We start from the raw sequence: 21,251 nt of genomic DNA, 5'->3' as shown, positions 1-21,251 counted from the left end.
TGGATCTCGCTGTTCAGGGTATCGGCAGCGGCGGCTAAATCTTTACCTGCCGCAGATGCGGCCAACGCTGCAGCCAGCCTTTGTCGACCACGCGCTGGGCATAGGCCGCGCGATCGCCGTTTTTCGCGTTGAAGGTAATGGTGTCGTCGAACAGCGCCGCGAGCCCGAAGGGGGCCACCAGCGTGATGCTGTCGTCGGCGTTCAGGCGCGCGCCGATCGCCGTTTCCACTTCGGTCCAGAAGCTGATGGCCTCTTCGCTGTCGCGGTAAGGCGCCCGGCCGCCGCGCAGGTGCATCCGCGCCTGGTTCTTGACCGACCAAGGCCGCGGCAGCCACTGTTGCAGCCGCGCCTCCAGCATGCGATCGCGCTCAGCGTCCGCACGCTCCGCATCGAAGTGGATCACGTCGATATCGTTGAGCGGCGTGGGTTCCGTATAGCCATGGCGCCGATCCCACACCAGATTGCGCACAAAGCCGGCGCCGAGGCACCAGTCATTCAGGCCGAGCCGGCGCACGGTGCGCAGGGCGGCCATGCGCGCGCTATCTTGTTGCAGCCAGTCGATAATTTGCCGTTGCGGATCCATCACCCCTCCTGTTTTCGCGGCTACTGTAACCCGAAGCGGCAACGGGTGAAATGGGGGAAAGCGTGATGGCGGCGATCGCGTGAAAAATAATTTTCTTTTCCCACTGACTACACTTGGTGCAGGGTTGTTATCTCGTCACCCGGGGCAAGGGAGGGGGCTATGTATCAGGCAACGGTGGGCCAACGCGGCTATCGCTTTGGCGATCTGCGTCAACTGATGGCGAAAGCTTCGCCGGCGCGTTCCGGCGATTATCTGGCGGAGGTGGCGGCGGAAAGCGCCGAAGAGCGCATGGCGGCGCGCATCGCGCTGGCGGACTTGCCGCTCAAGGCGTTCCTGCAGCAGGCGCTGGTGCCGTACGAACAGGACGAGGTGACGCGCCTGATCATCGACAGCCACGACGCCGCCGCCTTTGAGCCCATCTCGCACCTCACGGTCGGCGATTTTCGCGACTGGCTGCTGAGCGAGCAGGCGGACAGCGCCATGCTGGCGCAGGTGGCCGCCGGCATTACGCCGGAGATGGCGGCGGCAGTGAGCAAGATCATGCGCAATCAGGATCTGATCCTGGTGGCGAAAAAGTGCCGGGTGGTGACGCGCTTTCGCAACACGATCGGTCTGCCGGGCCACCTTAGCGCGCGGCTGCAGCCCAATCACCCGACCGACAGCCTGCAGGGCATCGCTGCCAGCATGCTGGACGGTCTGCTGTACGGCAGCGGCGACGCGGTGGTCGGCATCAACCCGGCCAGCGACAGCCTGCCGCTGCTGGAAAAGCTCAACTACATGCTGGACGAGGTGATCCAGCGCTTCGCCATTCCCACCCAATCCTGCGTGCTGACCCATGTGACCAACACGCTGCGGCTGATGGAGCGCGGCGCGCCGGTGGATCTGGTGTTTCAGTCGATCGCCGGTACCGAAGCGGCCAATCGCGGTTTCGGCATCAGTCTGGCGCTGCTGGCGGAAGCGCAGCAGGCGGCGCTGAGCCTTAGGCGCGGCACATTGGGCGATAACGTGATGTACTTCGAAACCGGGCAGGGCAGTTGCCTGTCGGCCAACGCGCATCACGGCGTCGATCAGCAGACCTGTGAGGCGCGTGCCTATGCGGTGGCGCGCCATTTCTCACCGCTGCTGATCAACACCGTGGTGGGGTTTATCGGCCCCGAATACCTGTATGACGGCAAACAAATTATCCGCGCCGGGCTGGAGGACCACTTCTGCGGCAAGCTGCTCGGCCTGCCGCTGGGCTGCGACGTCTGCTACACCAACCATGCCGAAGCCGATCAGGACGACATGGACACGCTGCTGACGCTGTTGGCCGCCGCCGGGTTGACGTTCCTGATCGGCGTGCCGGGCGCGGACGACATCATGCTCAACTACCAAAGCACCTCGTTCCATGACGCGCTCTATATCCGCGAGCTGCTGGGGCTGAAGCATGCACCGGAGTTCGCCGCCTGGCTGGCAGCGATGAACATCACCGACGAACGCGGGCGGCTGCGCGACGCCGCCGCCAATCACCCGTTGTTGCTGGCGCTGCAGGGAGAACGGACATGAGCAAACCGGTTCACGTCAACAGTTGGAACGCGCTGCGCGCCTTTACCGACGCGCGCATCGCGCTGGGGCGCACCGGCGCCAGCCTGCCGACCGACGAGCTGCTGCGCTTCGGCCTGGCCCATGCCCAGGCGCGCGACGCGGTGCATCAGCCTTTCGACAGCGAGCGGCTGGCGGCGGATTTGCACGAGGCCGGTTGGCCCACGCTGGCGGTGCACAGCCAGGCCGCCGACCGCGCCGCCTACCTGCGCCGACCGGATCTGGGGCGGCGATTGGCGCCGGACAGCCGCAGCCTGCTGCTCGGCTCACCATCGCGCCGTGTCGATCTGCTGCTGGCGGTGGCGGACGGCCTCTCCTCCAAGGCGGTGCACCGTCAGGCGCTGCCGCTGCTGCAGGCGCTGCGACCTTATCTCGATACGCTGGGTTTGAGCGTGACGCCGGTGGTGCTGGCGCATCAGGCGCGGGTGGCGCTGGGGGATGAGATCGGCGAATGCCTGCAGGCCCGGGCGGTGGCGGTGCTGATCGGCGAACGGCCGGGGCTGTCGTCGCCGGACAGCCTGGGCATTTATTTAACCTGGGAGCCGAATGCGCGCAGAACGGACGCCGAGCGTAACTGCATCTCCAACGTGCGGCCGGAGGGGCTGGATTACCCGCAGGCGGCGTTCCGTCTGGCCTGGCTGCTGGAGCAGGCGTTCCAGCGGCGGCTGAGCGGCATCGAGCTGAAGGACGAGAGCGACAATCCGGCGCTGCACAACCGGGTGACACCGCTTTACCCCCAACTGGGCGGCTGACCGAGGGTTTGCTGCAGCAGGGCGGTGAAGGCCGCCAGCCGGGCGGACACCTTCGCCATCGGGCGCAGCAGATAGATGCCTTGCTGCTCATGGCGCGGATCTTCGAGCATCTGAACCAGTTGCCCATTCTGCACGTCCGGCCCCACCACCCAGTTGGGCAGGAAGGCGATGCCGAGGCCGAGCAGCGCCGCCTGGCGCTGCGCGGTGAAGTCGTCGCAGCGCAGCGCCATGGTGCAGCGGCTCATCAGCGCCGCGTCGAGGATCTGTGCCCAGCAGGCCGGCTGCTGTTTGTGATAGCGGGCGATCAGCCGATGCTGCGGCAACGCTTCCAGATCGCTCGGCAGGCCATAGCGGGCGACGTAGGCGGGGCTGGCGCACATCACCCAGCGTTGTGTGGCGATACGGCTGGCGTACAGCGCGCTGTCCTTCTGTTCGCCGATGCGGAGGGCGGCGTCCAGCCGTTCCTGGGTCGGATCGGTCTGACGTTCGGTCAGATCGAGATCGACAGACAGCTGCGGATGGCGTTCCGCCAGCGTCGGCAGCAGCGGCAGCACATAGGTTTTGCCGAAGGTCGGCAGGCAACTGATGCGCAGCGTGCCCTGCGGCGTTTCGTTTAACGCGCTCAGCTCGGCGTGAATACCGGTAATGTCCGCCATCAGCGAGGCGGCGCGCGTCAGCAGCAGCTCGCCGGCGTCGGTCAGCAGCAGCCCACGGGTGGAGCGGACGAACAGCGCGGCGCCGAGCGCGCTTTCCAATGCGTCGATATGGCGCACCAGCGAGGAGGGCACCATGCCCAGTCGGCGAGCGGCGGCGGAAAAGCTGCCCAGGCGGGCCACGTCGAGAAAGATCGGCAGATGTTCAACATAACGGGCGTCATTCATTTTTGCATTATATGCAAAAGCGTTTCTTATGAATACCCGCTTCTCTGTCGGCGGCGCTGCGGCTACTCTGGCTGCGGGTTGACGGCGGGCTTCAACGCCGCCGCATCCCGGCCGTATAGAGAGAAAACGCATAAACCTCGCGGCGCTTAGCACTAAATAACAGATGTTTTTCCCAGGCTGCATGAGCCGCCTGCGGAGTTGATTGTCGCTCCAACACCAGATTAACCGTTCAATTTGATATCCGACTCAGCATTAATGATTAGTGAGCCTTTACTTTCACACATCATGCCGTGGGTTCTGGATATCGGCCGGCCAGCCGTGCCGGTTTTTTTGTCGCCTCAGGCTGAATCGTTCCAACTGATGAACACGCCTTAGGGGGCATCTTGGCCCGCCGTCGGCGGGTCTTTTGAACGCGTGGAACCGCAGTTCCGCGCTGGTGGAGGAGTCAGCATGAACGAAAAACACGGGTGTTCCTGTGCGCGCCATTTGGCGCAGGGTTTTGCCAGGCAGTCGATCAACGCCGGGGAGGGCGAAATCTATCAAATCTCGCTGATGAGCGCGCTCATCGACGGGGTCTACGAGGGTGAAACCACCATTGCCGAGTTGCTCAAACACGGCGATTTCGGCCTCGGCACCTTCAATCACCTGGACGGCGAACTGATCGCTTTCGACCAGGAAATACACCAGCTGCGCGCCGACGGCAGCGCCCGCCCAGCCGGTTTGCAACAGAAAACCCCTTTCGCCGTCGTCACCTTTTTCCAGCCCAGCATCAGCCAACAGTTCGACCGGCCGATTACCAAGGCGCAACTGCATCAGTGCATCGACGAACAGGTCGCCTCGCCGAACCTGTTCTGTGCGGTACGGGTCGACGGTGAGTTCAGTCACGTGGAAACCCGCACCGTGCCGCGCCAGGAGCGGCCCTACCGCCCGATGTTGGAAGCGATAGAAGAGCAGCCGACCTTCTCGTTTCATCAACGGCGCGGCACGCTGGTCGGTTTCCGCTCGCCGGATTACATGCAGGGCATCGGCGTGGCCGGCTATCACGAACACTTCGTTACCGACGACCGCAGCGGCGGCGGCCACGTGCTGGACTACCAGCTCGATCATGGCCGCCTGCAGTTCGGCGTCATCACCCGTCTCAATCTTCAGTTGCCGCATGATGCGGATTTCTTGCGCGCCAACCTCTGCCCAGAGGATTTGGATCGCGCGATTCGTTCCGCCGAGGGCTAACCCCGGCGATCGTTTTCTTAGGAGGTGGAACCATGGCACAGGAAAAAACAGGCAATGATTGGCAATGCGGCGCCGATTTGGTGGTGAAAAACCTGGAAGCGCAGGGCGTCAAACACGTTTTCGGCATTCCGGGCGCCAAGATCGACCGGGTGTTCGACTCGCTGGAGGACGCGCCATCGATCGACACGGTGGTGGTGCGGCATGAGGCCAACGCGGCCTTTATGGCGGCGGCGGTCGGCCGCCTGACCGGCAAGGCCGGGGTGGCGCTGGTCACCTCCGGGCCGGGCAGCTCCAACCTGATCACCGGGCTGGCCACCGCCACCTCGGAGGGGGACGCGGTAGTGGCCTTTGGCGGGGCGGTGAAGCGCGCCGACAGCCTGAAGCAGACGCACCAGAGCATGGATACCGTCAGCATGTTCCGGCCGGTGACCAAGTATTGCGCCGAAGTGCATGCCGGTTCGGCGATTTCCGAGGTGATCGCCAACGCCTTCCGCCGCGCCGAGTTTGGCCGGCCGGGAGCATCATTCGTCAGCCTGCCGATGGATATCGTCAATGAACCGGTCAGCGCGCCGGTGCTGGCCGGCTGCCGCTTGCCGCGCATGGGGGCCGCGGCGGCGGACGACATCCAGGCGGCGGTGAAGCTGATTCGCCAGGCCAAATGTCCGGTATTGCTGCTCGGTTTGCAGGCCAGCCGGCCGGAGAACAGCGAGGCGGTGCGCCATCTGCTGTACCGCACCCATATGCCGGTGGTCGGCACCTATCAGGCGGCGGGGGTGATCGACGTCAACCACTTCGCCCGTTTCGCCGGCCGCGTCGGCCTGTTCAACAACCAGCCGGCCGATCAGCTGTTGCAGAAGGCCGATCTGGTGGTGAGCGTCGGCTATGATCCGATCGAATACGATCCTTGCATGTGGAACAGCCACGGGCGGCTGAAGCTGGTGCACATCGACGTGCTGCCGGCGGATATCGACACCTGCTATCGGCCGGATGTCGAACTGGTGGGCAACATCAGCGCCACGCTGAACATGATGACCGAAGCGTTCAATGAGGCGGTCTGCGTGCCGCCGGAGGTGGAGCTGATCCTCTCCGATCTCGGCCGTCAGCGCACAGAACTGGCGGAACGCGCCGCGCGCCGCGGCGGCATGCCGATCCATCCGCTGCGCATCGTCAAGGAGCTGCAGGACATCGTCAGCGACGACGTGACGCTGTGCGTGGACATGGGCAGCTTCCACATCTGGATCGCCCGTTACCTTTACAGCTTCCGCGCCCGCCAGCTGTTGATCTCCAACGGCCAGCAAACCATGGGGGTGGCGCTGCCGTGGGCCATCGGCGCGGCGCTGGTGCGCCCCGGCGATAAGGTGGTGTCGATCTCCGGCGATGGCGGCTTCATGCAGTCGAGCATGGAGCTGGAGACCGCGGTGCGGTTGAAAAATAACATCGTGCACGTGATCTGGGTCGATAACGCCTACAACATGGTGGAGATGCAGGAAGTGAATAAATACCAGCGCAAATCCGGCGTGGAGTTTGGGCCGATTGACTTCAAGGCCTATGCGGAATCCTGCGGCGCGGTCGGTTTCGCCGTGCAGTCGGTGGACGACCTGCGGCCGATGCTGCGCAAGGCGATGGCGATCCAGGGGCCGGTAGTGGTGGCCATTCCGGTCGACTACGCCGACAACTATAAGCTGATGGCGCAGATGAACTTCAGCCAGATGATTTAATTTCATCATCGCGCTGTTTCACCGGGGCAGGCCGCTTGCGCGCCTGCCCGTTTTTATGCGCGGAATTTGTCCTTTACATCACTAACTGCATGATTTATTGCTATCCGTTGGGCTGTTTTTTCACCACTGGGGATAGCGCAATGAAAAGAAAAGCAATAACGATCGGGCTGCTGGCGTTGGCGATTGCCGGCGGCGCGCGAGCCAATACGCTGGTCTACTGTTCCGAAGGTTCACCGGAAGGTTTCAACCCGCAGCTGTTCACCTCCGGCACCACGGTAGACGCCAGTTCGGCGGCGATCTACAACCGGCTGGTGGATTTCAAACCCGGCACCGTCGAGCTGCAACCCAGCCTGGCGGAAAGCTGGGAGGTGAGCGAAGACGGCAAGCGCTATACCTTCCATCTGCGCAAGGGCGTGGCATTCCAGAGCAATAAATATTTTACCCCCACCCGCGATTTCAACGCCGATGACGTCATCTTCTCGTTTATGCGCCAGAAGGACGCCAACAACCCGTATCACAAGGTCTCCAACGGCGCCTACACCAACTTCGAGTCGATGGAGTTCGGCACGCTGATTGACCGGATCGTCAAGGTGGATGACCACACCGTGCGCTTTGAGCTCTCCCGCGCCGAGGCGCCGTTCGTCGCCGATCTGGGCATGTATTTTGCCACCATTTTATCGGCGGAATATGCCGACGCGATGCTGAAGGCCGGCACGCCGCAGCGGGTGGACAACGATCCGATCGGCACCGGGCCGTTCCAGCTGGTGCAGTACCAGAAGGACGCGAAAATCCTCTACAAGGCGTTCGATCGTTACTGGGAAGGCAAACCGAAGATCGACCGGCTGGTGTTTTCGATCACGCCGGATGCGACGGTGCGTTACGCCAAGCTGCAAAAGAACGAGTGCCAGGTGATGCCGTTCCCCAACCCGGCGGATCTGGCGCGCATGCGGCAGGACGGCAACCTTCAGGTGATGGAAAAATCCGGTTTGAATATCGGTTTCCTGGCGTTCAATACCCAGAAGAAGCCGTTGGATAACGTCAAGGTGCGCCAGGCGTTGGCGCTGGCGGTCAACAAGCCGGCGATCATCGACGCGGTGTTCCACGGCGCCGGCCAGCCGGCCAAAAATCTGCTGCCACCGACCCAATGGGGCAGCAACGCGCAGCTTGAAGACTACCCGTATTCGCCGGAGCGGGCGAAGCAGCTGTTGCAGGAGGCCGGGCTGGGGCAGGGTTTCGACATCGATCTGTGGGCGATGCCGGTGCAGCGGCCCTATAACCCCAACGCCAAGCGCATGGCGGAGATGATCCAGGCCGACTGGGCCAAGATCGGCGTGCGCGCCAAAATCGTCACCTTCGAGTGGGGCGAGTATTTACAGCGGATTAAAAACGGCGAGCACCAGACCGCGCTGATGGGCTGGACCACTGCCAACGGAGATCCGGACAACTTCTTCGGCCCGCTGTTCACCTGCGCTTCGCTCGGCGGCTCCAACTCGGCGAAATGGTGCTACAAACCGTTCGACCAGCTGATCCTGCAGGCGCGTGAAGAGAATGATCACGCCAAACGGGTGGCGATGTACCAGCAGGCGCAGGTGATGATGCACGATCAGATGCCGGCGCTGATGATCGCGCACTCGACCATCTTCGAACCGGTGCGCAAGGAAGTGAAAGGCTACGAGATAGACCCGTTCGGCAAACACATCTTCAAACAGGTGTCGTTGGAGAAATAAGGCACAGGCCGGGGTAACCCGGCCTTTTTCATGCCTGCGGCGCGTCGCAGTGGTAGCGGCCGCGCGGGATCACCAGCGGCGTGTGGGACAGCGGATCGTCGATAATCATGCACGGCATGCCGAACACTCGCTCCACCAGTTCGGCGGTGATGATCTCCGCCGGTTTCCCCTCCGCCACGATCTTGCCGTCGCGCATGGCGATGATGTGATCGGCATAGCGGCAGGCGTGGTTGAGATCGTGCAGCACCGCGATCATGGTTTGACCGCGCTCGCGGTTAAGCTGGCGGAACAGATCCAGCAGCTCAATCTGGTGCGCGATGTCGAGGTAGGTGGTCGGCTCATCCAGCAGCAGCAGCGGGGTTTGCTGCGCCAGCGCCATCGCCACCCAGACGCGCTGGCGCTGCCCGCCGGACAGTTCGTCGACGCTGCGGTCCGCCAATTGGCTGACGTTGGTGGCCGCCATGGCGGCTTCCACCGCCTGTTTGTCGGCCTGCGTCCACTGTTTCAGCAGGCTCTGATGCGGATAGCGGCCGCGCGACACCAGATCCGCCACGGTGATGCTGTCCGGCGCGATTGAAGTTTGCGGCAGCAGGCCAAGCTCGCGTGCCAGCGCCTTGGTGGCGAAGCTGCTGATGTTCTTGCCGTCCAGCATCACCTCGCCGGCGCTGGGTTTCAGCAGGCGGCACAGGGCGCGCAACAGCGTCGATTTGCCGCAGGCGTTCGGCCCGACGATCACCGTGAAGGCGCCGTCGGGGATCGCCACGCTCAGATCGTCAGCGATGATTTTATTGTCGTAGCCCAGCTTCAGGTGCGAGGCGTGCAGGCGGTGGCTCATGGCATTATCACTCTTCATTATCTGCGGGCCTCTCGGATGAGCAGCCAAATCAGGTACAGGCCGCCGATGCAGACGGTCACGACCCCGACCGGCAGTTGGATCGGCGCGAAAAGATGTTGGGACACCACGTCGGCGCCGAGCAGCAACGCCGCGCCCATCAGCGCCGAGGAGGTCAGGGTGACCGAGGATTGTCCGGCCAGGCGACGGGCGATCTGCGGCGCCGCCAGCGCGATAAAGGAAATCGGCCCGGCGGTGGCGGTGACGGCGGCGGTGAGGGTAACGCCAAACAGCATCAGCCACAGCCGGCTGCCTTCGGCGTTGACGCCCAGCGCGCGCGCCGTGTCGTCGCCCATTTCCAGCAGCTGCAGCCGTTTGCCCATCAGCAGCGCGGCCGCGGCCGCCAGCACGATGAACGCCGTGGCGGGCTGGGCTTTTTGCCAGGTCATGCCGTTGAGCGAACCGGCCTGCCACATGGCGGCGTCCATGGCGCGCTCGAGCGAAGCGGTGATGATCAGCCAGGTGTTGGTGGAAACCAGCACTGCGCTGATGGCGATGCCGACGATGATCAACCGGAAGCCGGCGATGCCTTGCCGCCAGGCCAGCAGATAGATGGCCAGCGCCGAGAGAATGCCGCCGGCCAGCGCGCCGCCGGCGATGTAATAGTAGCCGCCGTTGAACAGGGTGATGGCGATCAGCGCGCCGGTGTAGGCCCCCATGTTAAAGCCGATCACGTCCGGGCTGCCGAGCGGGTTGCGGATAATCGACTGGAAAATGGCGCCGCTCATGCCGAGCGCGGCGCCTAACAACAGCGCCATGGCGATGCGGGGCAAGCGCCATTGGGTGACCACGGTCACCAGATTTTTCGGCGCCTCGCCGCTGAGCGCGGCAAAGACCTGCTCCAGCGAGAGCTGCAGCGTGCCGTAGCACAGCGCGGCAACCGCCATCGCCAGACATAACGCCAGCAGCGAAAGGTTGACCAACAGCAGGCGCAGCGGCACGCGCCAGTTGATGACGCCGTCTGGACGGCCGATATGCAGCGTGTGCGGCAGACTCATCACAAGCCCCCCAGCGTTTTCTTGCGGCGCACCAGCCAGATCAGTACCGGCGCGCCGATAAAGGCGGCGACGATGGAAACCCGCAGTTCACCGGCCGCCAGCAAGCGGCCGACCACGTCGGCGCACAGCAGTAAAATCGGCGCCAGCAGCATGGAATAGGGCAGGATCCAGCGTTGGTCGGGGCCGACCCACCAACGGGCGATATGCGGCACCATCAGGCCGATGAAACTGATCGGACCGACGGTGGCGGTCGCCGCGCCGCACAGCAGCGTGATGGCGATCACCGCGACGATCTGAGTCAGCACCACGCGCGCGCCGAGCACGATAGCCAAATCTTCCCCCATGCCGATGGTATTCAGCGGCCGGGCGATGAGCAGCGTCAGCAGGCAGCCGAGCAAAATGGCGGGGGCGGTGACCGGCAGCGTGGACAGCGTGCGGATATCCAGCGTGCCGGCCTGCCAGAAGCGCAGTTGGTCAAAGGTTTGCGGATCGATCAGCGACAGCCCGGTGGTGATGCCGAGCAGCACCGCGCCGATCGCCACGCCGGCCAGCGTCAGCCGCACCGGGTTGATGCGCCCGCCCGCCAGCGTGCCGATCAGGTAGACCAGCAGGGTGGTGAGGGCCGCGCCGACAAAGGCATAGGCCATATAGCTTTCGGTGGTGGCGGCGCCGAAAAACATGATGCCGATGACTACGGCGAAGCTGGCGCCGGCGTTGATGCCGAGCACGCCGGGATCGGCCAGCGGGTTGCGCGTCAGCGCCTGAATCAGCGCGCCGGCGGCGCCGAGCGCCATGCCGGCCAGGATGCCCGCCAGCGTACGGGGTACCCGGGCATTGAGAATGATGGTGCTGTCGGAACCGCTCGCGGCGCCCTGCAGGCTGAGCCAGACGGTATGGAAGGGGATGGCTTTGGAACCCAGCATCAGGCTGGCCATGATGCACAGCAGCAACAGCGCCAAACCGATACCGAACCCGGCGATGCGTTTGAAGCCACTGGCGTAAGCTGCGTGCGGTGCGGACGAAAGCGTCCGCTCAGTTGGAGTGGGTACGTTCACACCGGTAACTCCTGTATGATTTTTATTCTCATTGTTATTTGCGTTCATGCGGGCGCTTATAGTAGCACGAGTTTACGCCCGCATGCACCCGCCGGTTGGCGGCGCAGGTGCAATGATGATGTTAATAACTATTGATATTTCAATTGATTGAATGTGAATGCTTGCCCCGTTTGCGGAAAGCGTCGGCAGGGGGCTGGCCTGCCGACGGCATGATTCAGGGCTTTTTGAACAACCGTTCGATTTGGTTCAGCATGTTGGTGGCGCTGTAGTAATCGAGGCGGAAGGTGTCGTTGCCGACGGCGTAGACGTGCCGCTGTTCCACCGGCTCCAGATGTTTGAGGAACGGGTTGGTCAGCACCTCTTGCACTTTGCGCTCATTGGTGGCGAACAGGATCAGGGTTTTGCCATTCAGGCCTTCGGCCATTTTTTCGCCGGAGATCTGGATGATGTCATGGCGTTTCCCCATGCTGGTGTTGCCTTTGGCGCTTTCCGGCGGGGTGGCCAGTTGGAAACCGAGCTGGGTCAGCAGTTTGCCCTGGGCGGAACCCGGCGTCCACAGCATGGCCTCGCGGCCGTTGTCGGCATACACCAGCGGAGTGGTGGGCTGCGGCGGCAGCGCGATCGCCTGCTTCACTTGCTCCACGCGCTGTTCGAAACGATCTTCCGCCTGTTTGGCGCCGGCTTCATGACCGGTGATCTCGCCGAGCTCGCTGGCCAGCTGCTGCCAGCTTTTGTCGCCATAATCGAGCACCAGCGTCGGCGCAATGGCGGACAGCTGGTCATACAGTTTCAACGCCGAATCCCCGCCGGTCGCGGCGACGACGATCAAATCCGGCGCGGCGGCGGCGACGGCTTCGGCATTGGGCTCCACCTGGTACAGCCGCTCGACGTGGCGCTGCTTGGCCACCTCGCTCCATTGGGTAAAGAAACCTTGTTTATCGGCCACCAGGGGATTTGGGCTGGTGGCGGCGCTGGCGACCACCGGGGCGTCGATAGCCAGCAGCGTGCCGGTGATGGTGACGCTGGTGGACACGATGCGCTGCGGCGGTTTTTCCAGCGTGAACTTCCCTTTGGCGCTGTCGATGGTGCGCGGCCAACTGCTGTCGGTTGCGGGAGCGGACGGTTTCTGCCCGTCGCTCTTGTCGTCCGGGCCGCAGCCACTGAGCAGCAGGCTGGAAGTGGCGATAAATGCAATGAACAGCTGGCGTAAGGATAGGGTCATGAGCGGGCTCTTTCTTTCCTTGAACTAAGGCGTATCAATCCGGCGGCGGATTGGCTGCGTGGTGTATGCCCGCTAATTTACCATTCAAGCCGCCAAAATGATAACCATTCGTATCTCAGCGCGTGGTGAATACAGAAAGAATAAGGAGATAGGGGCAGTGAGTGAGGCAGAAACGAAAAAAGCGCCAAAAGGCGCTTTTTTCTGAATTGGTGGGTCGTGCAGGATTGATTCGGCCTGTGGCCTCACCCTACGGGCAACGCTGCGCGTTGTCGTATCGCTGCGCGATGCTCGAACCTCTACGGTTCTTCATCCTGCACGACCCGGTGAACTCTGTCGGCGAGAGATGAAGTCAGAGTCGGATGGTGCAGAAACGAAAAAAGCGCCAAAAGGCGCTTTTTTCTGAATTGGTGGGTCGTGCAGGATTCGAACCTGCGACCAATTGATTAAAAGTCAACTGCTCTACCAACTGAGCTAACGACCCGCAGAAGTGGTGGGTGATGACGGGCTCGAACCGCCGACCCCCTCCGTGTAAAGGAGATGCTCTACCAACTGAGCTAATCACCCACTTCAGGACTTCCAGGCACTGCTAAACGAGAGAATGATGGTGGGTGATGACGGGCTCGAACCGCCGACCCCCTCCGTGTAAAGGAGATGCTCTACCAACTGAGCTAATCACCCTCATTCGTTCTCATTTTTTCTCAACAAGATGGTGGGCGATGACGGGCTCGAACCGCCGACCCCCTCCGTGTAAAGGAGATGCTCTACCAACTGAGCTAATCGCCCCGTCTTGTTGGAGTCGCATTATAGGGATAGTTCAAAGTGAGTCAACGCTTTTTAAAATGATTTCAATCGTTCGCCGCAAATTTAGGCAGGGCGCGATAATTATCGCCAGCAGCGCCGATTCTTTGCGCGATGCTATGCGAAACTCGCCGCAAAACGCGCGAAATCGACCGGCGCAATATCGTGTCGGCGTTGAGGAATTAGCGCGTGGTGATACAATGTCGTCCACTCTTTTTTCAATTCCGAGCAATCGTCGGCAACCGCCGACACGCGTTGCGTAATAAGGCAGTGAACCCAATGAAAATCAAAACCCGTTTTGCACCGAGCCCGACCGGCTATCTTCACGTCGGCGGCGCGCGTACCGCACTTTATTCCTGGTTGTTCAGCCGCCATGCGGGCGGTGAGTTCGTTCTGCGTATCGAAGATACCGATCTGGAACGTTCGACCCAGGACGCGATCGACGCAATTATGGATGGCATGAACTGGTTGAACCTGGATTGGGATGAAGGCCCGTATTTCCAGACTAAGCGTTTCGATCGTTACAACGCGGTCATCGATGAGATGCTAGAGCAGGGCACGGCGTATAAATGCTATTGCTCCAAGGAACGTCTGGAAGCGCTGCGCGAGAAGCAGATGGAAAACGGCGAGAAGCCGCGTTACGACGGCCACTGCCGCGACAGCCAGTGCAGCCACACCGACGACGAGCCGCACGTGGTGCGCTTCCGTAACCCGCAGGAAGGCTCGGTGATCTTCGACGACAAAATTCGCGGCCCGATCGAATTCAGCAACCAGGAGCTGGACGATCTGATCATCCGCCGCACCGACGGTTCGCCAACCTATAACTTCTGCGTCGTCGTCGATGACTGGGACATGGAAATCACCCATGTGATCCGCGGTGAAGACCACATCAACAACACCCCGCGCCAGATCAACATTCTCAAAGCGCTGGGCGCGCCGGTGCCGGAATACGCGCACGTGTCGATGATCCTCGGCGACGACGGTAAAAAACTGTCCAAGCGCCACGGCGCGGTGGGCGTCATGCAGTATCGCGACGACGGCTATCTGCCGCAGGCGCTGCTGAACTACCTGGTGCGTCTGGGCTGGTCCCACGGCGATCAGGAGATCTTCTCCATCGATGAGATGAAAGAGTTCTTCACGCTGGAAGCGATCAACAAATCCGCCAGCGCGTTCAACACTGAGAAGCTGCAGTGGCTGAACCACCACTACATCAACCATATGCCGGCGGAAGAAGTGGCGGTGCATCTGGCATGGCACGTTGAGCAACTGGGCATTGAAACCCGCAACGGTCCGGAACTGAAAGACATCGTCAAGCTGCTGGGCGAGCGTTGCAAAACGCTGAAAGAGATGGCGGAGTCTTGCCGTTACTTCTACGCAGATTTCAGCGAGTTTGACGCCGACGCCGCCAAGAAGCACCTGCGCCCGGTCGCGCGTCAGCCGCTGGAAGCGGTGCGCGCCAAGCTGGCCGCCATCACCGTCTGGACGCCGGAAAATGTGCATGACGCCATTCAGGGCACGGCGGATGAGCTGGGTGTCGGCATGGGTAAAGTCGGCATGCCGCTGCGCGTCGCGGTGACCGGCGCCGGCCAGTCGCCAGGCATGGACGTGACCGTGCATGCGATCGGCCAGAAGCGTTCGCTGCAGCGCATCGACATGGCGCTGGCTTACATCGCCGAGCGCGAAGCACAAGCCTGATTAGGTTGATACGCCATAAATGAAAAAGCCCCGTGGAGCAATCCCGGGGCTTTTTTTATTGCTTGCTGTCAGGCTTGCTCGCCGGCCGGTAAACCCGGACGGTAGGCGAGGAAATACATCAGCCCGACAAAGCCGGCGCCGCCCAGCGCATTGCCGAGAAATACCGCGACGAAATTAGGCAGGTACTGCTCCCAGCCCATGCCGCCGGCAAAGATGGCCGCCGGGATGATGAACATGTTCGCCACCACGTGCTGGAAGCCGATGGCGACAAAAGCCATGACCGGGAACCACATGCCGATCACTTTGCCCGGCACATCTTTGCTGGCGAAGGCTAACCACACCGCCAGGCACACCAGCCAGTTGCAGCCGACGCCGGAAATGAAGGCGTGCAGGAAGTCCGCCTCCACTTTGGCCTGCGCGATCGCCAGCGTCTTATGTAAAAACGCGCCTTCGGTCAGGCCCAGCAGGTGGCCGAAGAAGTAGGCGACGGCCACGCTGCCGGCGAAGTTGGCCAGAGTGACCCAAAACCAGTTGCGCAGCACGGCGAGGGCGGGGATTTCGCGGGCAAACCAGGCCATTGGCAAGGTCATCATGTTGCCGGTCAGCAGTTCGCCGCCGGCCAGAATGGTCAGGATCAAACCGATAGGGAAGACCGCGGCGCCCAACAGCGCGCCGAAAGAGCCCCATTCGGCCGGCAGGGTGCCGATGACGTGAATATCCAGCAGAAAGCCGGTGGCGATAAAGGCGCCGGCGAGAAAGCCCAGAATCAGCAGATTAGCGAGCGGGGCGCGGCTTTTGTTTACCCCGGCCTGAACGGCGAGGGCGGCGATTTCTTTTGGTGAATGCAAAGACATGACGGACTCGGTTTATAGTAATAAAGTTTATGGCGCGGGCAGTCTATGCCGCTCGGGAGTCCGACTCAAGCGCATTTCGCTAACATTCCGTTAATTAAAAATCAACGTGATATGCAGGGTCTTTTGCTATTTTGAGATGTAACGCGCAAAATGGATGAACTCTGCACAAACTGATGATTTTTTGGCGCCAAAGATGCTGATTTGGCGGCTTTTTCAACGCTTGATTCAGTAATTCAATTTAGCCGTTGACAGCTTTGAGCGGGTTTCATATTATGCGCCCCGTTCACAGCACAAAGTGATTGTGGAACGGGGCTATAGCTCAGCTGGGAGAGCGCTTGCATGGCATGCAAGAGGTCGACGGTTCGATCCCGTCTAGCTCCACCAACCTTCTTCTCAGAGAGGTTGGGGAATACCGTAACGCCGGTCAACGCGTACCACTTTTGTGGGGCTATAGCTCAGCTGGGAGAGCGCTTGCATGGCATGCAAGAGGTCGACGGTTCGATCCCGTCTAGCTCCACCACCATTTAAAAAGCCGACCTTAGGGTCGGCTTTTTGCTTTGCATTATTCCACCTTCGCCGAAGGCCAGCCAATAAAAAAGGCGCCCGCAGGCGCCTTGTTATCCTGGCCGGTTCGAGGCTTAGCCCAGCACCAGACCCGCGATGGAAGCGGACAGGATGCTGACCAGCGTAGAGCCGTACACCAGCTTCAGGCCAAAGCGTGACACCACGTTGCCCTGGTGTTCGTTCAGGCCCTTGATCGCACCGGCCACGATGCCGATGGAAGAGAAGTTGGCGAAGGACACCAGGAACACCGACAGGATCCCCAGGCTGCGCGGCGACAGCTCGGCAGAGACTTTCTGCAGTTCCATCATGGCCACGAATTCGTTGGAAACCAGTTTGGTCGCCATGATGCTGCCAACCTGCAGGGCTTCGTGTTTAGGGATGCCCATGATCCAGGCGAATGGATAGAAGAAGTAGCCGAGGATTTCCTGGAAGCTCAGGCCGAAAATGGCGCTGAACACACCGTTGAGCGCGGCGATCAGGGCGATGAAGCCAATCAGCATCGCGGCGACGATAATCGCTACTTTGAAGCCCGCCAGGATGTATTCACCCAGCATTTCAAAGAAGCTCTGGCCTTCGTGCAGGTTGCCGAGGTGCAGCTCTTCTTCTTTATTGGTGTCGTACGGGTTGACCAGCGACAGCACGATAAAGGTGCTGAACATGTTCAATACCAGCGCCGCCACCACGAACTTGGCGTCCAGCATGGTCATGTAGGCGCCGACGATGGACATGGAAACCGTAGACATCGCGGTCGCCGCCATGGTGTACATGCGCTTTTCCGACATCTTGCCCAGGATATCCTTGTAGGCGATGAAGTTTTCGGATTGCCCCAGGATCAGCGAGCTGACGGCGTTAAACGACTCCAGCTTGCCCATGCCGTTCACTTTCGACAGCACGGTGCCGATAATGCGGATGATGAACGGCAGCACCTTGATGTACTGCAGAATACCGATCAGCGCCGAAATGAAGACGATTGGGCACAGCACCTTCAGGAAGAAGAACGCCAGGCCTTTGTCGCCCATGCCGCCGAACACGAAATCAGTCCCTTGTCCCGCAAACCCGAGCAGTTTGTCAAACAGCGCGGCGAATCCTTTTACGAAGCCCAAACCCGCTTCCGAATGCAGGAAAAAGTAGGCCAGCAGTACTTCGATAACCAGTAGTTGAATAACATAGCGAATGCGGATGCTTTTACGATCGCGGCACACCAACAGGGCCAGGATCGCCACCACCACTATCGCCAACGCAAAGTGCGCAATATGGGACATGTTTGCTCCAAATTTGAGGCAGGCTGAATTTCGGCTGCCATTTTATGTAACGCTACGTTTAAAAACGAGACTTCTATTGCAAATATGGAAAATCATAGTGGGAGTTCTCCTAAAGTGTTGCGCAAAAGCATAAAAAATCAAGATGTTAAAGCAGCAATAGGAAATTCGTATTCTTGTGCTAACCTGTCTTTCAGGGGTATTGCAGCCAAAATCCCATCCCAAAAGCACGGAAATCGGCAAGCTTCGCGCTGAACCCTTCGATAAAACCGTTAATGTTGGCTATTACAGAGATAAGTTTTACCGCTACAAATGCGCTTGATAATTATTATCATTTATATAGAGTGGAGATAAACGTAATTTCAGTAAGGGTTCAACATATGCTGAACAGTCGCGTGGTTGAAACCACCTCCGGTCGCTCCGCCAGAAAAATCAAACTCTCGCTCATGGGGCCCGCCTTCATCGCCGCTATCGGCTATATCGATCCCGGCAACTTCGCCACCAACATCCAGGCCGGCGCCTCATTCGGCTACAGCCTGCTGTGGGTGGTGGTTTGGGCCAACGTGATGGCGATGCTGATCCAGCTGTTGTCCGCCAAGCTGGGCATCGCCACCGGGAAAAATCTGGCCGAGCATATTCGCGATCGCTTTCCGCGGCCGGCGGTGTGGGCCTATTGGGTGCAGGCGGAGATCATCGCCATGGCGACCGACCTGGCCGAGTTTATCGGCGCGGCGATCGGCTTCAAGCTGCTGCTCGGCGTCTCTCTGTTGCAGGGCGCAGTGCTGACCGGGATCGCCACCTTTTTAATTCTGATGCTGCAAAAGCGCGGACAAAAGCCGCTGAAGCGGGTGATCGGCGGCCTGTTGTTGTTCGTCGCCGCCGCCTACATCGTCGAGCTGGCGTTTTCCCAGCCGCAGCTTGCGCCGCTGCTGAAAGGCATGGCGTTGCCCGATCTGCCTAACGGCGATGCGGTATTCCTGGCTGCCGGGGTATTGGGCGCCACCATCATGCCGCACGTGATCTATCTGCATTCGTCGCTCACCCAAATCGGCGGCGAGCACGACAAGGCGGAACGCTATGCCGCCACCAAAGTCGACGTCGCCGTGGCCATGACCATCGCCGGTTTCGTCAATCTGGCGATGATGGCCACCGCCGCCGCCGCGTTTCATTTCAGCGGCCACAGCGGCATCGCCGATCTCGACGTGGCTTACCTGACGCTGCAACCGCTGCTCGGGCACGCCGCCGCCACCGTGTTCGGCCTGAGCCTGGTGGCGGCCGGCCTCTCTTCTACCGTGGTCGGCACGTTGGCGGGGCAGGTGGTGATGCAGGGGTTCGTGCGTTTCCATATTCCGCTGTGGCTGCGGCGCGCGGTGACCATGCTGCCGTCGTTTATCGTCATCATGTTGGGGATGGATGCGACGCGCATTCTGGTGCTGAGCCAGGTGCTGCTCAGCTTCGGCATTGCGCTGGCGTTGGTGCCGCTGCTGGCTTTCACCGGCAATCGGGCGCTGATGGGGGAAATGGTCAACGGCCCGCTGGTGCAAAACCTGGGCAAGCTGATCGTGCTGGTGGTGGTGGTGGGATTGAACGGCTACCTGCTGATCGGCAGCGTGCTGTAAGCAAAAACAGTGCGGGCCGGCGTTGCGCCGGCCCGTCGTCGTTAATCGCGGTCGTCATCGCCGTGGCGGCGCCAGCGATCGCGGTCATGATCGTGGTGATGCTTTTTCTCTTTCTTCCAGTGGTGCTTATCGTAGTGTTTGTCGTATTTACGATAGCGTCCTTCATGGTAGTAATAGTGTTTACGCCAGTAGTCGCCATCGCGCCAGCGATAGCCGTCCCAGTAGTAACCGCGACGGCTGCGGTCGCCGAGATAACGCCCCTGATGGCCTTGCCACCAGTCGCGATCCCGCCAATCGTAACCATCCCAATAGCGGCCGCGGTTATCCTGATCGCCGATGCGCAATGAAACGCCTGGCATCAGATCGATGCTGATCCCTTCGGCATGCGCCTGCTGTGCGGCGGGCAGTACCGTCGCCGCCAAAATGGCGGCCAAGAGCAGAGGTTTAAACATGGCTTCTCCTTCCCGCTTGCGCGGCCTGGCCGTTTGTCACTTTATGAAGCGCGTTCATCAGTTTAAAAGCGGCCTTATCGTTATTTTTGCTGCAATATCGGCATCATAGCGCCGGCGCATAGGGTTGAATCTGAGAGCCACTCTGAAAATGATGCAGGAGGTTAAGATTTGAGATTTTTCTGGGGTAGCGCCGCTCGATTGAACGGCGGAATTTGTAAACGATTACAATAAGATTGTCTCGATCTGCGCGAGCTCTTCTTCACTAAAGTGACGATTGGCCAGCATGCCCACCGCGTCTTCTATCTGCGCATTCTTGCTGGCGCCGATCAGCACTGAGGTAACGCGATCGCCGCGCAGCACCCAGGCCAGCGCCATCTGCGACAGCTTCTGCCCGCGTTGCCGCGCCAGCGCATCGAGGCGGCGCACCTTGTCCAGTCGCTCGGCGGTCAGCTGCTCCGGCTGCAGGAAGCGGCTGCCGCTGGCGGCGCGAGAATCTTGCGGTATGCCGTGCAGGTAGCGATCGGTCAGCAGGCCGCCCGCCAGCGGCGAGAAGGCGATAGATCCGACGCCATGTTCCTCCAGCGTATCCAGCAACGCCGTCTCCGGCCCGCGTTCCAACATCGAATACTTCGGCTGGTGGATCACGCACGGCGTGCCGAGCCGCTGCAGAATGTCGAACGCCTGTCGCGCGCGCTCGGCCGGGTAGTTGGACAGGCCGACATACAGCGCTTTGCCCTGGCGCACCAGCAGATCCAGCGCCGCCATGGTTTCTTCCAGCGGCGTGTCCGGATCCGGCCGATGATGATAAAAGATATCCACATACTCCAACCCCATGCGCTTCAGGCTCTGATCGAGGCTGGCGACCAGGTACTTTTTCGAGCCCCAATCGCCGTAGGGACCGGGCCACATGGTGTAACCGGCTTTGGATGAGACGATCAGCTCATCGCGCCAGGCCCGCAGATCGGCGTTGAGAATGCGGCCAAAGTTCTCCTCGGCGGCGCCGGGCGGCGGGCCGTAGTTATTGGCCAGATCGAAATGGGTAATGCCGCGATCGAAGGCGCAGCGGATCAGGCCGCGGGCGTTGTCGTACAGCGTGGCGTCGCCGAAGTTGTGCCACAGCCCGAGTGAGACGGCGGGCAGCTTCAGCCCGCTGCGGCCGCAGCGCCGGTATTCCATATCTTGATAACGCGAGGGGGAGGCTGGGTAAGACATAGTTATCCTTGTCGGCGAGAGGTGAAGTGCTTTGAGTGTATACGTTTTCACCTCGCGCTGCCGCGGGAGGGATCACGGCGCCGGCATGTAACGCCAGGTTGCCGTTCGACGCAGGGGTGATTGTTCGAAATTTGAACGGCATCTTCGATACTTAAGATA

The 21,251-nt window shown here is 61.0% G+C and carries 17 protein-coding genes, 6 tRNA genes and 1 other RNA gene; 9 read left to right on the top strand and 15 right to left on the bottom strand.

The features are described from left to right. Positions 1 to 34 precede the first annotated feature (34 nt). The gene (locus ACP39K_RS06340; protein WP_197788569.1) at positions 35 to 583 is read right to left on the bottom strand and encodes a nucleotidyltransferase family protein; all 549 of its coding nucleotides are present in this window, start codon (positions 581 to 583) and stop codon (positions 35 to 37) included. A gap of 159 nt (positions 584 to 742) precedes the next feature. Between ACP39K_RS06340 and ACP39K_RS06335 the strand changes: the two genes are divergently transcribed. Further along, positions 743 to 2,128, top strand: coding sequence for an ethanolamine ammonia-lyase subunit EutB (locus ACP39K_RS06335; protein WP_497008367.1), 1,386 nt, complete (start codon positions 743 to 745; stop codon positions 2,126 to 2,128). Next, positions 2,125 to 2,916, top strand: a complete 792-nt coding sequence (gene eutC, locus ACP39K_RS06330; protein WP_060444460.1) for an ethanolamine ammonia-lyase subunit EutC — start codon at positions 2,125 to 2,127, stop codon at positions 2,914 to 2,916. Before ACP39K_RS06335 ends, eutC begins: the two co-directional genes overlap by 4 nt. Here eutC and ACP39K_RS06325 read toward each other — a convergent pair. Next, the gene (locus ACP39K_RS06325) at positions 2,895 to 3,797 is read right to left on the bottom strand and encodes a LysR family transcriptional regulator (RefSeq protein ID WP_060444461.1); all 903 of its coding nucleotides are present in this window, start codon (positions 3,795 to 3,797) and stop codon (positions 2,895 to 2,897) included. The two genes, eutC and ACP39K_RS06325, sit on opposite strands and share 22 nt — an antisense overlap. Positions 3,798 to 4,247: 450 nt before the next feature. Between ACP39K_RS06325 and budA the strand changes: the two genes are divergently transcribed. The 3 genes from budA (at position 4,248) to ACP39K_RS06310 (ending at position 8,472) form a co-directional block, all read left to right on the top strand. After that, a complete protein-coding gene (gene budA, locus ACP39K_RS06320; protein ID WP_004936416.1) occupies positions 4,248 to 5,027 on the top strand; it encodes an acetolactate decarboxylase in 780 nt (259 codons plus the stop codon). Positions 5,028 to 5,059: 32 nt separating this feature from the next. Continuing rightward, entirely contained in the window at positions 5,060 to 6,745 is a 1,686-nt protein-coding gene (alsS, locus tag ACP39K_RS06315) for an acetolactate synthase AlsS (RefSeq protein WP_016926797.1), read from the top strand. Positions 6,746 to 6,885: 140 nt separating this feature from the next. Beyond that, entirely contained in the window at positions 6,886 to 8,472 is a 1,587-nt protein-coding gene (locus ACP39K_RS06310) for an ABC transporter substrate-binding protein (RefSeq protein WP_048324631.1), read from the top strand. A 28-nt stretch (positions 8,473 to 8,500) separates the two neighbouring features. Here the strand turns inward: ACP39K_RS06310 and ACP39K_RS06305 are convergent, their stop codons facing one another. The 9 genes from ACP39K_RS06305 to ACP39K_RS06265 form a co-directional block, all read right to left on the bottom strand. Continuing rightward, complete coding sequence (locus ACP39K_RS06305) at positions 8,501 to 9,307, bottom strand: ABC transporter ATP-binding protein (protein ID WP_033639715.1); 807 nt, start codon at positions 9,305 to 9,307, stop codon at positions 8,501 to 8,503. A 17-nt stretch (positions 9,308 to 9,324) separates the two neighbouring features. After that, on the bottom strand, positions 9,325 to 10,362 hold the full coding sequence (fepG, locus tag ACP39K_RS06300) for an iron-enterobactin ABC transporter permease (protein WP_016926800.1): 1,038 nt from the start codon (positions 10,360 to 10,362) through the stop codon (positions 9,325 to 9,327). Further along, on the bottom strand, positions 10,362 to 11,417 hold the full coding sequence (gene fepD / locus ACP39K_RS06295; RefSeq protein WP_497008366.1) for a Fe(3+)-siderophore ABC transporter permease: 1,056 nt from the start codon (positions 11,415 to 11,417) through the stop codon (positions 10,362 to 10,364). Before fepD ends, fepG begins: the two co-directional genes overlap by 1 nt. Before the next feature lie 214 nt (positions 11,418 to 11,631). Beyond that, on the bottom strand, positions 11,632 to 12,639 hold the full coding sequence (gene fepB / locus ACP39K_RS06290; RefSeq protein WP_048324629.1) for a Fe2+-enterobactin ABC transporter substrate-binding protein: 1,008 nt from the start codon (positions 12,637 to 12,639) through the stop codon (positions 11,632 to 11,634). A 207-nt stretch (positions 12,640 to 12,846) separates the two neighbouring features. Beyond that, a non-coding RNA gene (locus ACP39K_RS06285) (RtT sRNA) lies at positions 12,847 to 12,970 on the bottom strand. 74 nt (positions 12,971 to 13,044) lie between these two features. Then, positions 13,045 to 13,120 (bottom strand) — tRNA-Lys (locus ACP39K_RS06280). 7 nt (positions 13,121 to 13,127) lie between these two features. Beyond that, positions 13,128 to 13,203, bottom strand: a tRNA-Val gene (locus ACP39K_RS06275). 38 nt (positions 13,204 to 13,241) lie between these two features. Next, positions 13,242 to 13,317: transfer RNA gene (locus ACP39K_RS06270), tRNA-Val, on the bottom strand. 29 nt (positions 13,318 to 13,346) lie between these two features. Further along, positions 13,347 to 13,422, bottom strand: a tRNA-Val gene (locus ACP39K_RS06265). A gap of 294 nt (positions 13,423 to 13,716) precedes the next feature. Between ACP39K_RS06265 and gltX the strand changes: the two genes are divergently transcribed. Further along, entirely contained in the window at positions 13,717 to 15,132 is a 1,416-nt protein-coding gene (gene gltX / locus ACP39K_RS06260) for a glutamate--tRNA ligase (RefSeq protein WP_016926803.1), read from the top strand. 68 nt (positions 15,133 to 15,200) lie between these two features. On the opposite strand, the gene ACP39K_RS06255 is transcribed toward gltX, so the two are convergent. Further along, on the bottom strand, positions 15,201 to 15,986 hold the full coding sequence (locus ACP39K_RS06255; RefSeq protein ID WP_497008365.1) for a formate/nitrite transporter family protein: 786 nt from the start codon (positions 15,984 to 15,986) through the stop codon (positions 15,201 to 15,203). Positions 15,987 to 16,294: 308 nt separating this feature from the next. On the opposite strand from ACP39K_RS06255, the gene ACP39K_RS06250 reads away from it, so the two are divergent. Both ACP39K_RS06250 and ACP39K_RS06245 read left to right on the top strand, forming a co-directional pair. Beyond that, a tRNA-Ala gene (locus tag ACP39K_RS06250) sits at positions 16,295 to 16,370 on the top strand. A 60-nt stretch (positions 16,371 to 16,430) separates the two neighbouring features. After that, positions 16,431 to 16,506: transfer RNA gene (locus ACP39K_RS06245), tRNA-Ala, on the top strand. A 118-nt stretch (positions 16,507 to 16,624) separates the two neighbouring features. Here the strand turns inward: ACP39K_RS06245 and ACP39K_RS06240 are convergent. Continuing rightward, positions 16,625 to 17,812: a NupC/NupG family nucleoside CNT transporter gene (locus ACP39K_RS06240; RefSeq protein WP_004936373.1), complete on the bottom strand. Its 1,188-nt coding sequence runs from the start codon at positions 17,810 to 17,812 to the stop codon at positions 16,625 to 16,627. 377 nt (positions 17,813 to 18,189) lie between these two features. Between ACP39K_RS06240 and ACP39K_RS06235 the strand changes: the two genes are divergently transcribed. Continuing rightward, positions 18,190 to 19,428: an Nramp family divalent metal transporter gene (locus ACP39K_RS06235; RefSeq protein WP_497008364.1), complete on the top strand. Its 1,239-nt coding sequence runs from the start codon at positions 18,190 to 18,192 to the stop codon at positions 19,426 to 19,428. Between the two features lie 41 nt (positions 19,429 to 19,469). On the opposite strand, the gene ACP39K_RS06230 is transcribed toward ACP39K_RS06235, so the two are convergent. Next, complete coding sequence (locus ACP39K_RS06230; protein ID WP_004936369.1) at positions 19,470 to 19,880, bottom strand: DUF2502 domain-containing protein; 411 nt, start codon at positions 19,878 to 19,880, stop codon at positions 19,470 to 19,472. A gap of 222 nt (positions 19,881 to 20,102) precedes the next feature. Continuing rightward, complete coding sequence (gene mgrA, locus ACP39K_RS06225; protein ID WP_016926806.1) at positions 20,103 to 21,092, bottom strand: L-glyceraldehyde 3-phosphate reductase; 990 nt, start codon at positions 21,090 to 21,092, stop codon at positions 20,103 to 20,105. Positions 21,093 to 21,251: the final 159 nt, after the last annotated feature.

The organism is Serratia sp. EC4 (assembly GCF_059652115.1).
Note: the sequence above shows the minus strand (reverse complement) of the source record. Positions and strands in the feature narration are given on the sequence as shown.

Coding starts and splice junctions, on each gene's coding strand:
- ACP39K_RS06325 (WP_060444461.1), bottom strand. CDS start 3,797: ATGAATGACGCCCGTTATGTTGAACATCTGCCGATCTTTCTCGACGTG.
- gltX (WP_016926803.1), top strand. CDS start 13,717: ATGAAAATCAAAACCCGTTTTGCACCGAGCCCGACCGGCTATCTTCAC.
- mgrA (WP_016926806.1), bottom strand. CDS start 21,092: ATGTCTTACCCAGCCTCCCCCTCGCGTTATCAAGATATGGAATACCGG.
- eutC (WP_060444460.1), top strand. CDS start 2,125: ATGAGCAAACCGGTTCACGTCAACAGTTGGAACGCGCTGCGCGCCTTT.
- ACP39K_RS06340 (WP_197788569.1), bottom strand. CDS start 583: ATGGATCCGCAACGGCAAATTATCGACTGGCTGCAACAAGATAGCGCG.
- ACP39K_RS06310 (WP_048324631.1), top strand. CDS start 6,886: ATGAAAAGAAAAGCAATAACGATCGGGCTGCTGGCGTTGGCGATTGCC.
- alsS (WP_016926797.1), top strand. CDS start 5,060: ATGGCACAGGAAAAAACAGGCAATGATTGGCAATGCGGCGCCGATTTG.
- ACP39K_RS06305 (WP_033639715.1), bottom strand. CDS start 9,307: ATGAGCCACCGCCTGCACGCCTCGCACCTGAAGCTGGGCTACGACAAT.
- fepG (WP_016926800.1), bottom strand. CDS start 10,362: ATGAGTCTGCCGCACACGCTGCATATCGGCCGTCCAGACGGCGTCATC.
- budA (WP_004936416.1), top strand. CDS start 4,248: ATGAACGAAAAACACGGGTGTTCCTGTGCGCGCCATTTGGCGCAGGGT.
- ACP39K_RS06240 (WP_004936373.1), bottom strand. CDS start 17,812: ATGTCCCATATTGCGCACTTTGCGTTGGCGATAGTGGTGGTGGCGATC.
- fepB (WP_048324629.1), bottom strand. CDS start 12,639: ATGACCCTATCCTTACGCCAGCTGTTCATTGCATTTATCGCCACTTCC.
- ACP39K_RS06235 (WP_497008364.1), top strand. CDS start 18,190: ATGCTGAACAGTCGCGTGGTTGAAACCACCTCCGGTCGCTCCGCCAGA.
- ACP39K_RS06230 (WP_004936369.1), bottom strand. CDS start 19,880: ATGTTTAAACCTCTGCTCTTGGCCGCCATTTTGGCGGCGACGGTACTG.
- ACP39K_RS06255 (WP_497008365.1), bottom strand. CDS start 15,986: ATGTCTTTGCATTCACCAAAAGAAATCGCCGCCCTCGCCGTTCAGGCC.
- ACP39K_RS06335 (WP_497008367.1), top strand. CDS start 743: ATGTATCAGGCAACGGTGGGCCAACGCGGCTATCGCTTTGGCGATCTG.